Source organism: Allobosea sp. Root381, assembly GCF_001429395.1.
In the GTDB taxonomy this organism is placed as follows: domain Bacteria; phylum Pseudomonadota; class Alphaproteobacteria; order Rhizobiales; family Beijerinckiaceae; genus Allobosea.
This window is the reverse complement of the sequence record NZ_LMJT01000012.1, coordinates 365729-377738: the sequence shown is the minus strand read 5'-3', so window position 1 is coordinate 377738 and position 12010 is coordinate 365729. Positions and strand designations below refer to the sequence as shown.

The 12010-nt window shown below is 67.3% G+C and carries 11 protein-coding genes; 5 read left to right on the top strand and 6 right to left on the bottom strand.

The features are described from left to right. Positions 1–139: 139 nt before the first annotated feature. Complete coding sequence (locus ASE63_RS13225) at positions 140–1309, top strand: acetyl-CoA acetyltransferase (protein WP_056801642.1); 1170 nt, start codon at positions 140–142, stop codon at positions 1307–1309. A gap of 38 nt (positions 1310–1347) precedes the next feature. Further along, a complete protein-coding gene (locus ASE63_RS13220; RefSeq protein ID WP_056801640.1) occupies positions 1348–2541 on the top strand; it encodes an MFS transporter in 1194 nt (397 codons plus the stop codon). A gap of 39 nt (positions 2542–2580) precedes the next feature. Here the strand turns inward: ASE63_RS13220 and ASE63_RS13215 are convergent, their stop codons facing one another. Next, the gene (locus tag ASE63_RS13215) at positions 2581–2853 is read right to left on the bottom strand and encodes a BolA family protein (RefSeq protein ID WP_082609918.1); all 273 of its coding nucleotides are present in this window, start codon (positions 2851–2853) and stop codon (positions 2581–2583) included. A gap of 128 nt (positions 2854–2981) precedes the next feature. On the opposite strand from ASE63_RS13215, the gene ASE63_RS13210 reads away from it, so the two are divergent. Beyond that, positions 2982–3599, top strand: a complete 618-nt coding sequence (locus ASE63_RS13210) for a DnaJ domain-containing protein (RefSeq protein ID WP_056801637.1) — start codon at positions 2982–2984, stop codon at positions 3597–3599. Positions 3600–3633: 34 nt separating this feature from the next. Here ASE63_RS13210 and ASE63_RS13205 read toward each other — a convergent pair whose 3' ends face one another. The 4 genes from ASE63_RS13205 to ASE63_RS13190 form a co-directional block, all read right to left on the bottom strand. After that, positions 3634–4401 carry an ABC transporter permease gene (locus tag ASE63_RS13205; RefSeq protein WP_056801636.1) on the bottom strand — a complete coding sequence of 256 codons (768 nt, stop codon included), beginning with the start codon at positions 4399–4401 and terminating at the stop codon, positions 3634–3636. Further along, the gene (locus tag ASE63_RS13200; protein ID WP_056801634.1) at positions 4398–5186 is read right to left on the bottom strand and encodes an ABC transporter ATP-binding protein; all 789 of its coding nucleotides are present in this window, start codon (positions 5184–5186) and stop codon (positions 4398–4400) included. The genes ASE63_RS13205 and ASE63_RS13200 overlap by 4 nt, the downstream gene beginning before the upstream one ends. Positions 5187–5375: 189 nt before the next feature. Then, positions 5376–6434, bottom strand: a complete 1059-nt coding sequence (locus ASE63_RS13195; protein ID WP_056801631.1) for an ABC transporter substrate-binding protein — start codon at positions 6432–6434, stop codon at positions 5376–5378. A gap of 188 nt (positions 6435–6622) precedes the next feature. Continuing rightward, positions 6623–7078, bottom strand: a complete 456-nt coding sequence (locus ASE63_RS13190; RefSeq protein ID WP_056801630.1) for an Lrp/AsnC ligand binding domain-containing protein — start codon at positions 7076–7078, stop codon at positions 6623–6625. Between the two features lie 132 nt (positions 7079–7210). Here ASE63_RS13190 and putA point away from each other — a divergent pair, with 132 nt between their 5' ends. Continuing rightward, positions 7211–10312 carry a bifunctional proline dehydrogenase/L-glutamate gamma-semialdehyde dehydrogenase PutA gene (putA, locus tag ASE63_RS13185; protein WP_056801628.1) on the top strand — a complete coding sequence of 1034 codons (3102 nt, stop codon included), beginning with the start codon at positions 7211–7213 and terminating at the stop codon, positions 10310–10312. Positions 10313–10442: 130 nt separating this feature from the next. Here the strand turns inward: putA and ASE63_RS13180 are convergent, their stop codons facing one another. Next, on the bottom strand, positions 10443–11543 hold the full coding sequence (locus tag ASE63_RS13180) for an NADH:flavin oxidoreductase/NADH oxidase (RefSeq protein WP_056801625.1): 1101 nt from the start codon (positions 11541–11543) through the stop codon (positions 10443–10445). Positions 11544–11634: 91 nt separating this feature from the next. On the opposite strand from ASE63_RS13180, the gene ASE63_RS13175 reads away from it, so the two are divergent. Continuing rightward, on the top strand, positions 11635–11940 hold the full coding sequence (locus ASE63_RS13175; protein WP_056801623.1) for a metalloregulator ArsR/SmtB family transcription factor: 306 nt from the start codon (positions 11635–11637) through the stop codon (positions 11938–11940). Positions 11941–12010 lie beyond the last annotated feature (70 nt).

Genomic DNA, 12010 nt, shown 5'->3' with positions numbered 1-12010 from the left:
AAGCGGAGAAGGTCCGCATCATGGTCCCTCCTTACGCGCACGGAGGGATTGCATCCCTGCCCGCTTGCGGGGCAGCGTCCGCAGGCGCAATTAGATGCCAAGGCGAAATGCCATCGAAGCCGTATCCGGGAGAAATGCCATGAGCGCTGCGATCGTCGGTTGGGCCCATACGCCGTTCGGCAAGCAGGAAGCCGAGACCATCGAAAGCCTGATCGTCAAGGTCACGACCGAAGCACTGGTCGATGCCGGCATCACCGCCGACCAGGTCGACGAGATCGTGCTCGGCCATTTCAACGCCGGCTTCTCGGCCCAGGACTTCACCGCCTCGCTCGTGCTCCAGGCCGATCCGGCGCTGCGCTTCAAGCCCGCGACGCGGGTCGAGAACGCCTGCGCCACCGGCTCGGCCGCGGTCCAGCAGGGCGTGCGCGCGATCAAGGCGGGGGACGCCCGCATCGTGCTCGTCGTCGGCGTCGAGCAGATGACCACGACGCCCGGCCCCGAGATCGGCAAGAACCTGCTCAAGGCCTCCTATCTACCCGAAGACAGCGCGGTTCAGGGCGGCTTCGCCGGCGTCTTCGGCGGCATCGCCGCCGCCTATTTCCAGCGCCATGGCGACCAGTCCGATGCGCTCGCCATGATCGCCGCCAAGAACCACAAGAACGGCGTCGAGAATCCCTATGCGCAGATGCGCAAGGATCTGGGCTTCGCTTTCTGCCGCGAGGAGAGCGAGAAGAATCCTTATGTCGCAGGCCCGCTGAAGCGCACCGATTGCTCGCTCGTCTCGGACGGTGCCGCGGCCCTTGTGCTGGCCGATGCGGAGACAGCGCTGACCATGCGCCGCGCCGTCGGCTTCCGTGGCATGTCGCATGTGCAGGATTTCCTGCCGATGTCGAAGCGCGACATCCTGAAGTTCGACGGCGGCGCCAAGGCCTGGCGCGACGCGCTGGCCGCGGCGGGCGTCGCGCTGGAGGATCTCTCCTTCGTCGAGACGCATGACTGCTTCACCATCGCAGAGCTGATCGAATACGAGGCGATGGGCCTGACCAAGGAAGGCGACGGCGCCCGCGCCATCAAGGAAGGCTGGACGCAGAAGGACGGCAAGCTGCCGGTCAACGTCTCGGGCGGCCTCAAGGCAAAGGGCCATCCGATCGGCGCGACCGGCGTCTCGATGCATGTGCTCAGCGCCATGCAGCTCGTCGGCGAGGCGCCGGAAGGTATGCAGCTCCAGGATGCCCGCCTTGGCGGCATCTTCAACATGGGCGGCGCCGCGGTCGCGAATTACGTTTCCGTGCTCGAGCGGATCAAGTGATCCGCCCGGTAGCCGGGCCGACAATCGACTGAGACGCCGTGATCATCTTTCTCGCCCTGCTGCCCGCCTACTTCCTGTCGATCTTCTATCGCTCCTTCCTAAGCGTCATCGCCACGCCGGTGATGACGGATCTGGAGATCGGGCCACGTGAATTCGGGCTGCTGGGCGCCGCCTGGTTCACGGCCTTCGCGCTGTCGCAGTTCCCGATCGGCTGGGCGCTGGACCGCCTTGGCCCGCGCCGCACGGTGACGGCGGCGATGACGATTGGCACGGCGGGCGCCTTCCTGTTCGCCACCGCGACGGGTGCCTATACCGGCGCGCTGGGCATGGCGCTCATCGGGATCGGCTGCTCGCCGATCTTCATGGCGAGCCTGTTCCTCTTCGCCCGCACCGCGGCGCCGGCGCGCTTTGCCTTCCTGACCTCGGTCTTCATCGGCCTCGGCTCGCTCGGCAATCTGGTCGGCGCGGCACCCCTGGCCGTCGCCGCCGCGCATTACGGCTGGCGCCCCTCGATGCTGGTCATGGCGGGCGGCTTCCTGCTCGCGACCATCCTTGCCGGGCTGCTGATCCGCGATCCGCCGCGCGCCGAAAGCGCCAGCGGCCAAGCCGAGGGGCTGATCGATGGCCTCGCCAGCATCATGAAGCTGCGTCCGCTCTGGCTGCTCGCGCCGATCACGCTGACCAGCTACGCCATCCTGGCGACCGCGCGCGGGCTCTGGGTCGCGCCCTTCATGGCGGATGTCCACGGCTTCGACGCGGTGGCCGCCGGCAATGCGGCGACCGCGATGGCGCTGACCATGGTCGCCGGCGCCTTCATCTATGGCGGGCTGGAGAAGGTGGTCGGCAAGCCGAAGCCGCTGGTGCTGTGGGGCACGGTCGGCACCGGGCTGCTCTTCGCCCTGCTGGCCGGCCCGGGGGCAACATCCGGTCTCGCAGCGACGCTCCTGTTCGCAACGATCGGTGCGGTCGGCTTCACCTACGCCATCCTGATGGCGCATGCGCGGCTGTTCTTCCCGGTGCATCTGATCGGCCGCGGCATGACGGCGGTGAACTTCCTGTTCATCGCCGGCGCCGCGGTAGCGCAATCCGGCTCCGGCTGGTTCATCGCGGGCCAGCGGGCTGCCGGGCTCGACGCCGCAACGACCTTCGCCCATCTGCATTGGATCTTCGCGGCCTTGCTGCTCGCCTCCGCCGTGATCTATGCTCTCACGCCGGAGCGCCCGAAGGCCTGAGGACGCTGCCTCGGTAGGCCCAACGCCTGCCGACTGGCCTCACCCTTCGCCCGGCGCCCGTGCAACGATCGCCAGCGCATGCACCCGGTCGGCCAGTTCCTGCGACAGCGCGGCATTGACGAGACGGTGACGGTCCAGGCGGCTCTTGCCGACGAAGGCCTCCGATACGATATCGACCCTGAAATGGGTCTCGCCGCCCTCGCGCCAGCCGCTATGGCCGTGATGCTGGTGCGATTCGTCGATCACGTTCAGCCGCTGTGGCGAAAGCGCCTCTTCCAGCTTGCTGGTAATCCGTTCAGCCATTCCGGTCATGATCGCGACACCGTTTTGAATCATCCGTTCCGGGGCCCTCAATCGGGCGGTCCCTACCCGCCGCGCAGATGCGTGCATGCTGCATCGCACTTGCCGGTTCCGATCCCGCGTTTCATAACCATTAGACCATGAACTTCAACTCGCGTCTGTTCGACAGCATCAGGATCGGCCCCTCCGAGACGGTCGGGGCCGTGGAGACCGATGCGCCGCGTTGCGACCACGCCGGCTGCACGCGGCACGGCGAATTTCGCGCGCCGCAGGGCCGCGGCCGCGAAGGCAAGTTCTTCCTGTTCTGCCTCGAGCATGTGAAGGCCTACAACGCGACCTACAACTACTTTGCCGGCATGAATGACGAGGCGCTCGCCGCTTATCAGAAGCAGGAAGAAATCGGCCATCGGCCGACCTGGAAGCTCGGGGTCAACGCGAGCACCGCGCGGATGTCGCAGCGCCGGCGGGGCGCTGTCGGAGCCGATGCGCCCGAATTTCAGGACGCCTTCAACATCTTCGGCGCGAGGCGGGCGCAAACGGCGGCGCAGCCGGAGCCGCGCGTCGGCATCATCGCCCGCAAGGCGCTTGAAACACTGGGCCTCGACGAGAACGCCGATTCCACGGCGATCAAGGCCCGCTACAAGGAGCTGGTGAAGCGTTTTCACCCCGACGCCAATGGCGGCGACCGCTCGCGCGAAGGCACGCTGCAGGAAATCCTCAAGGCCTATCAGCAGCTCAAGAGTACCGGCATGGTCTGACCCGCAGCGGCGGCTCGGACGCGATCTTCTTTGATCAGTTGCCGAGCTGCGAGCGCTTGGCCCAGCCGGTCATCCGGTTCTCGACGACATCCACGATTGCGACCAGGAAGACGCCGAGGACTGCCAGCACGATCAGCGCAGCGAAGATCAGCGGCACGTTGAAATCCGCGGACGCACGGGTGATCAGATTGCCCACCCCCTGGTTGGACGCGTTCTGCTCGCCGATCACGGAGCCGACATAGGCCAGCGTGATCGACACCTTCAGCGCCCCGAAAAGATAGGGCAGCGAGCGCGGAATGCCGACCTTGGTCATGATGTCCAGGCGGCTGGCGCCGAGCGCCTTGAGCACGTCTTCGGTCTCGGGCTCGATCGTCACCAGCCCGGTCGCGACGTTCACGACGATCGGGAAGAACGAAATCACGAAGGCTGTCAGCACCGGCGGCAGCGAGCCCACGCCGAACCAGATCACCAAGATCGGCACCACTGCGACCTTGGGGATCGAGTTGAAGCCGACCAGCAGCGGGTTGAGGCCGGCATGGATCAGCTTCGACGATCCGACGAGCAGGCCAAGCAGCAGCCCGAACACGATCGACAGGGCAAAGCCCGCCGAGGTCATCCAGAGCGTGTGGAAGGCGTTGATCGCGAGCGGCCTTTGGTACTGCACCAGCGCGCCCCAGATCGCCGAGGGGGGCGGCAGGATGAAGGCCGAGATCGAAAAGACGCGGCAGGCGATTTCCCACAGAACGAAGAAGGCGATGGTAAACAGATAGGGCGCGAGCCGCAGCGACAGCGAGCGTTTCATGCAACTGCCCTCGCCTCGCGGATATGGCCGCGCAGCTCATGCACGAGTTCCGCGAATTCCGGCGTGTAGGTGACCTCGAGATCGCGTGGCCGGGCGAGGCCGATCTCGCGCTCGGCGATGATTCGGCCGGGCCGCGCCGACATGCAGAACACCCGGTCGGCCAGAAACACCGCCTCGCGCAGGTCATGCGTGACCAGGATCACCGTGATGCCGCGCTGCGCATGCAGGTCGCGGATCACGCACCAAAGTTCCTCGCGGGTGAAGGCGTCGAGCGCGCCGAAGGGCTCGTCGAGCATCAGCAGCTTGGGCTCGTGGATCAGCGAGCGGCAGAGCGAGGCACGCTGCTGCATGCCGCCCGAAAGCTGCCATGGAAACTTCGAGCCCATGCCTTTCAGCCCGACCGTCTCCAGCAGCATCTCGGCGCGTGCGACATATTCCGCCTTGTGCGAGCGCAGGCGCGAGCGATGCGGCTGGACGATCTCGAGCGGCAGCAGCAGGTTCTGCAGGGTCGTCCGCCAGGGCAGCATCACCGGGTTCTGGAAAGCCATGCCGGTGATCTTAATCGGCTCCGCGACCTTGCGCCCATCGACGATCACGCTGCCGGCCTTCGGCCGCTGCAGGCCGGTCGCGAGCTTCATCATCGTCGACTTGCCGCAGCCCGAAGGGCCGACGATGGCGGCGAACTCGCCCTCGCGCACCTTCAGCGACAGCGCCTCGACCGCCGGCGGCCCCTCGCCGCCGCCATAGACATGGGTGACATCCTGGAGTTCGACGAAGGCGGTCAAATGGGCCCTTTCAGGAAACGCACAGTCATTCCGGACAAGCCGCGTGAGGAGCCCCGATTTGGAACCCATCGGAAGGCCCACCGCTCTAAGATGGATTCCGGGCCTCCGCAGAGCCAGCCCTGGGGACCGCCAAAGACCGCCCCCAGGGCTGCGCCCCGAATGGCGCCGCTCATACGTGAAATGGCGAACTCAGAACACCCGCTCGGCCTGGGCCGGAAGGAAGGCGTCGGTAAAGGCGTCACCCGCCTTCGCCTTGTCCTTGAATGTGAAGGTCAGCGCGATCTGGTCGAGCGCCTTCTCCCAACGCTCCTTGTCGATGCCGCCGAAGCCGTTGGCCTTGACCCAGGGCGTCATCACGTTCTGCTCGAGCGTCATCTTCAGCCGCTCTAGCTCGACCTCGAGCTTCGCGACGTCGTTGCGCTTGATCACCAGCTGCGCGCCGAGCTCGGGATTGGCGACGGTGTCCTTGACGCTCTTGGTGATGGCGCGCAGCAGGCCGCGCACGGCTTCCGGCTTCTCGGCCGCGAATTTCGGCGAGACCATCACCACATTGCCGTAGAGCTCGACCCCGTAGTCGGACATCAGCATGGTCACGATGTCGTCTACGGGTACGCCGCGCGACTTCAGGTTGATGTAGGACGAGTTGGCGAAGCCGAAGACGGCATCGACCTCGCCCGAGGCGAGCATCGGCTCGCGCACCGGGAAGCCGACATTCTCCAGCCGGATCTTGGCGTCGTCGAGCTTGTTGACCGTCTTGAAGATCGGCCATTGCGCGAAGGCGGCGTCCGCTGCCGGCGCGCCGAGCTTCTTGCCTTCCAGGCTCTTCGCGTCTGCGGTGATGCCGCGGCTCTTGCGGCCGACGATCGCGAAGGGCGGCTTGTCATAGACCATCATCACGGCCTTGAGGTCGACCGTCGGGTTCTCGTCGCGGAAGCGGATCAGCGAGTTCACGTCGCCGAAGCCGACATCATAGGTGCCTGACGCGACGCGCGGGATCGCCTCGCGCGAGCCGTTGCCGGTGTCGATGGTGACGTCCAGGCCTTCGGCTTTGAAGTAGCCCTTCTCGATCCCCATCAGGAATAGTGCCGCCGGTCCCTCGAAACGCCAGTCGAGCGTGAAGCGCACCGGCGTCTGCGCCTGGGCCGGCGCGCCCGCGAGGCAAGCCGCACCCAACGCTGTCGCGGCGGCGACGCTCAGGACGGCGCGCCGGGAGAAGGACGCGGCAAGGGCAGGCAACACGCTGGACATTTCAGGCTCCGGACACAGGGCTGGAGGGGACATGGACTCGGGCGATCACTACGCGCCCAGCAATCCACATGCCGGGCGCGTGCAGCTTCAGACTGGCGGAACCCCACGGCAGGTCAAGCCGAAAGCGCCACAGAAATGCGGCATCTGCACAAAAGCTGGGCACCGCGCCCTGTCTCGCCCCGAATGGCCTAGAGCGGCAGTGCTCCATCGGTCTTGACCTCTTCCATCACCGCATAGGTACGGGTCTCGCGCACCGCCGGCAGCGCCAGCAGCACGTCACCCAGGAAGCGGCGATAGGCGTTCATGTCGGCGACCCGCGTCTTCACCAGATAGTCGAAGCCTCCCGCGACCATATGGCACTCGAGCACCTCGGGGGCGTGCTTCACGGCGGCGGCGAAACGCTCGAAGGCGTCGGGCGTGGTCTTGTCGAGGTAGACCTCGACGAAGACCAGGAGATGCAGGCCAAGCTTAACCGGGTCCAGCGTCGCGCGGTATCCCGTGATGTAGCCCTCGCGCGCGAGCCGCTTCAGCCGCTCGCCGGTCGCGGTCGGCGACAGCCCGACCTTCTCGGCCAGTTCGACGCCCGCGATCCGGCCATCGGACTGCAGCAGGGACAGGAGACGACGGTCGGTCCGGTCGAGCACGGGATAGATCTCTAGCGAGGGGCGATTTGACGCAGAAATATACGGCAATTCTCACGAAATCGCCAATTGATATGCGGCGATGAAGACATGATTCTTCAGATCATCCCGCCCGCCTTATCCCGGAATGTTTTCATGGCCGCGCCTCGCCCGACCCCGCCCGCCTTCCGCGCCCCCTTCGCCGAGGATGACGGCGCCATCGCGACGAGGCTGCTTTCGGGGGCGCGGCGCGAGCCGGCGGCGAAGGCGCGCATCGATGCGCGCGCGACCGGGCTGATTGAAGCCATCCGCACCCGCAAGGTCGGCCTCGGCGGCATCGAGGAGCTCCTGCGGGAATATTCGCTCTCGACCCGCGAGGGTCTTGCGCTGATGGTGCTGGCCGAGGCGCTGCTGCGCGTGCCCGACTCCGCGACCGCCGACCGGCTTATCGAGGACAAGCTCGGCCAGGGCGACTTCGCCCATCACGAAGCGAAATCGGATGCCTTCCTCGTCTCGGCCTCGGCCTGGGCGCTCGGCATCACGGCGCGGGTGATCCAGCCCGGCGAGACCCCGACCAGCATCATCGGCGGCCTCGCCAAGCGGCTCGGCGTGCCGACGGTGCGCACCGCGACCCGGCAGGCCATGCGCATCATGGGCAACCATTTCGTGCTCGGCCAAACCATCGAGGAGGCGCTGAAGCGCGCAGGATCGAAGAGCGGCAAGCTCTACCGCTACTCCTTCGACATGCTGGGCGAGGGGGCCCGCACGCAAGGAGACGCCGACCGCTATTTCGCCTCATATGCCGCCGCGATCGACGCCATCGGCCGTCCGGCCGGCAACGAGCCGCTGCCGAACCGGCCGGGCATCTCGGTCAAGCTCTCGGCGCTGCATCCGCGCTACGACGCGACCAACCACGAGCGCGTGCTGGCGGAGCTGACGCCCAAGGTCGTCAAGCTGGCGCAGCAGGCCAAGTCCTACGACCTCAACTTCACCATCGATGCCGAGGAGGCCGACCGACTGGAGCTTTCCCTCGACCTCATCGATGCGGTGGTGGCCGATCCCTCGCTGGCGGGCTGGGACGGTTTCGGCCTCGCCATCCAGGCCTATCAGAAGCGTGCCTCGGCCGTGATCGCCCATATCGGCGTACTCGCGGAAGCGCATGACCGGCGGATGATGGTCCGGCTCGTCAAGGGCGCCTATTGGGACACCGAGCTGAAGCGTGCCCAGGAGCGTGGCCTCGCCGACTACCCCGTTTTTACCCGCAAGGCGATGACCGACCTCAACTACGAAGCCTGCGCCGCGCAACTCCTCGCCTTGCGTCCGCGCATCATCCCGCAATTCGCCACCCATAACGCCCAGACCGTCGCGACCGTCGCGGAGATGGCCGGCGGGGCCGAAGGTTTCGAGTTCCAGCGCCTGCATGGCATGGGCGAGGCGCTCTACGAGAAGCTGCTCGCCGGTTCCGAGGGCTTCGCCTGCCGTACCTATGCGCCCGTCGGCAGCCATCAGGACCTGCTCGCCTATCTCGTTCGGCGCCTGCTCGAGAACGGCGCCAACTCCTCCTTCGTCAGCGTCTCCGGCGACCCCGACGTGCCCGTGGCCGAACTGCTGGTGCCGCCCGCCGATATCATCGGCAATGCCGGCGCGGCCCGCCATCGCCGCATCCCGCTGCCGGCCGATCTCTTCGGCCCCTCGCGCAAGAACTCGGCCGGCGTCGAGCTCGGCCACGCCGAGAGCCTCGACGCGCTGCTGGCGGAGATCAAGGCCGCAAGCGCCAGGCCGTTCCCCGAGGCCGCGCCCCTCATCGACGGCAAGGCGGCCGGCGGCACCGCCCGCGACGTCCGCTCGCCGATCGACAACAAGGTGATCGGCCGCGTCCGCGAGGGCGATGCCGCCTTGGCCGAACGCGCCATGCTGGCGGCCAAGGCCGGCTTCCCGCGCTGGAACGCAACGCCGGCGCGCGACCGCGCCGCAGCGCTTCGCAAGGCCGCCGATCTGATGGAAGCGCGTCGCGGCCTGCTGCTCGCTTTGCTCCAGGCGGAAGCCGGCAAGACGCTGGACGACGCCATCTCCGAGGTGCGCGAGGCCGTCGATTTCTGCCGTTACTACGCCGCCGAGGCCGAGGCGAAGTTCGCGACGCCGACAGCCCTGCCCGGCCCCACCGGCGAGGAGAACCGCCTCGTCCTGCGCGGCCGCGGTCCCTTCCTCTGCATCGCGCCGTGGAACTTCCCGCTCGCCATCTTCGCCGGGCAGATCGCCGCTGCGCTGGTGGCCGGCAACAGCGTCGTCGCCAAGCCTGCCCCGCAGACGCCGCTGATCGCGGCCGAGGCCGTGCGGCTGCTGCATGAGGCCGGCATACCCGCCTCGGCGCTGCAGCTCGTGCCTGGCGACGGCGCCCTGGGCTCAGCCCTCGTGGCGCATCCGGATGTCGCCGGCGTCGCCTTCACCGGCTCGACCGCGACCGCCCGCGCGATCAACCGCGCGCTCGCCGCCAAGGACGGCCCGATCGTCCCGCTCATCGCCGAGACGGGCGGCCTCAATGCCATGATCGTCGATGCGACGGCGCTGGCGGAGCAGGTCGCGGACGATGTCGTGATGTCGGCCTTCCGCTCGGCCGGCCAGCGCTGCTCGGCGCTGCGCCTGCTCGTCGTGCAGGAGGATGTCGCCGACAAGATGGTCGAGATGATCACCGGCGCAACCCGCGAGCTCAAGCTCGGCGATCCCCGCGCCATCGACACCCATATCGGCCCGGTCATCGACGCCGCCGCCAAGCAGCGGCTGGACGGCCATGTCGAGGCCATGCGCCGGGAAGGCCGCCTCGCCTGGGCCGGCGAGGCGCCGGCGCTGGGCGGCACCTTCGTCGCGCCCCATGTCGTCTCGCTCGACCGCATCGCCGACCTCAAGCAGGAGCATTTCGGGCCGATCCTGCATGTCGTGCGCTGGAAGGCCGGCGAACTCGACAAGGTCATCCACGACATCGAGGCGACCGGCTACGGCCTGACGCTCGGTGTCCATTCGCGGATCGAGACCACGGTCGAGCAGGTCACCCAGGGGCTCTCGACCGGCAATATCTACGTCAACCGCAACATCATCGGCGCGGTCGTCGGCGTTCAGCCCTTCGGCGGCCACGGCCTCTCCGGCACCGGCCCCAAGGCCGGCGGGCCGAACTACCTCGCCCGCTTCGCCACCGAGCAGACGGTGACGATCAATACCGCGGCGGCCGGCGGCAATGCCAGCCTGATCGCGATGGGGGAGTGAAGCGAGGGGCCTTTCGACCCCTTGCTCAAGCATTTTCGAGCGCAGTGAGCACCGGTTCGCGTGAAGAAAATGCGATAAAACAAGAATCCGGAGGATCTCCGCGCTTCGAAGAAACGCGGAGATCCTCCGCTCACGCCGTGCGGTAGCGCGCAAGCCAGTGGGCGTAGGGCGCCGGCAGGGTCTTCCAGGCCGGGTTCTCGACGCCGAGCGCCTTTGCCGCGGCATAGGGCCAGTGCGGATCGGCCAGCAGCGGCCGGCCAAGCGTGACCAGATCGACCTTGCCCTCGCGCACCAGCGCATCGGCCTGCTCGGGACCGCTGATGTACCAGCTCGTCGAGGCCGGCAGCCCGGTCTCGCGGCGAACCCGCTCGGCGACCGGCGCCAGGAAGGCCGGGCCCCACGGAATCTTCGCCTCGTTGGTCGAGAAGCCGACGCTGACGTCAATGAAGTCCAGTCCCTCGGCCTTGAGGCGCTTCACCAGATCGATCGCATCGGTGAGCGTCTCCTCGTCCCGGCCGTCATACTCGATCACGCCGAGGCGGGCGGACAACGGGCGCTCCTCCGGCCAGACCTTGCGGACCGCGGCCAGCGTCTCGATCAGGAAGCGGCTGCGGTTCTCGAAGCTGCCGCCATACTCGTCCTCGCGGCGGTTGGCATGGCGCGAGAGGAAGCTCTGCGCCAGATAGCCATGGGCGAAGTGCAGCTTCAGCCATTCGATGCCGATGTCGCGGGCCCGCTCCGCCGCTGCGACGAAATCACCGGTGACGCGCGCGATATCGGCCTTCGTCATCGCCAGCGGCACCTTGCTCAGGCCGCCACCCTGGGCGATCGCCGAGGGGGCGATCGTCTCCCAGCCACGCGGATCGCCTGCGGGGATGTGATCGTCGCCCTCCCAGGGACGGTTGGCGCTGGCCTTGCGGCCGGCATGGCCGATCTGGATACCGGTGGCGGAGCCGGCCTTGCGCATCTCGGCCACCATCGGCGCCAGCGCCTCGGCCTGCCCGTCATTCCAGAGGCCGAGACAGGCGGGCGTGATCCGCCCTTCCGGCGAGACGCCGGTCGCCTCGATCACGACGAGACCGGCGCCGCCCCGCGCCAGCCCGGCAAGATGTGCGCGATGCCACTCGTTCGCGACCCCGTCCTCAGCCGAGTACTGGCACATGGGCGAGGCGACGATGCGGTTTCGCAGGGTGAGGTTCTTCAGGCTGAAGGGATCGAACAAGCCGGGCATGGGCAAACTCCGTATCGGAAATTTTGATTATTCGATAGTTCGATATTTTTCGAACTTTGGCAATACCGAAACGCTGTGATAAGATCCCCCCATGCGACACGCCCGCCTGCCCGCGCCGGAAGAGATTGTACTGGAGGACGTCTTTCACGCACTCAGCGATCCCTTCCGGCTGCAAGTGGTGAGGCGGCTCGCGATGGAGGGCGAGGCGAGTTGCCAGGCTCTGGAAGGCGACCGGCCAAAGTCGAGCGTCTCGCATCACTTCCGTGTCCTGCGCGCCGCCGGCCTTATCCGGACTCGCAACGAGGGCGCGACCCACATGAACGCGTTGCGTCGCGACGAGATCGAGGAGCGCTTTCCCGGCCTTCTCTCCTGCGTTCTCTCGAAGCGCCCGGAATAAGCCCTCGCACGGCCCGCTGCATAGATCCGCGGGCAGCGCATGTCTGGCCAGCGGCCAGCGGACGGTTTCC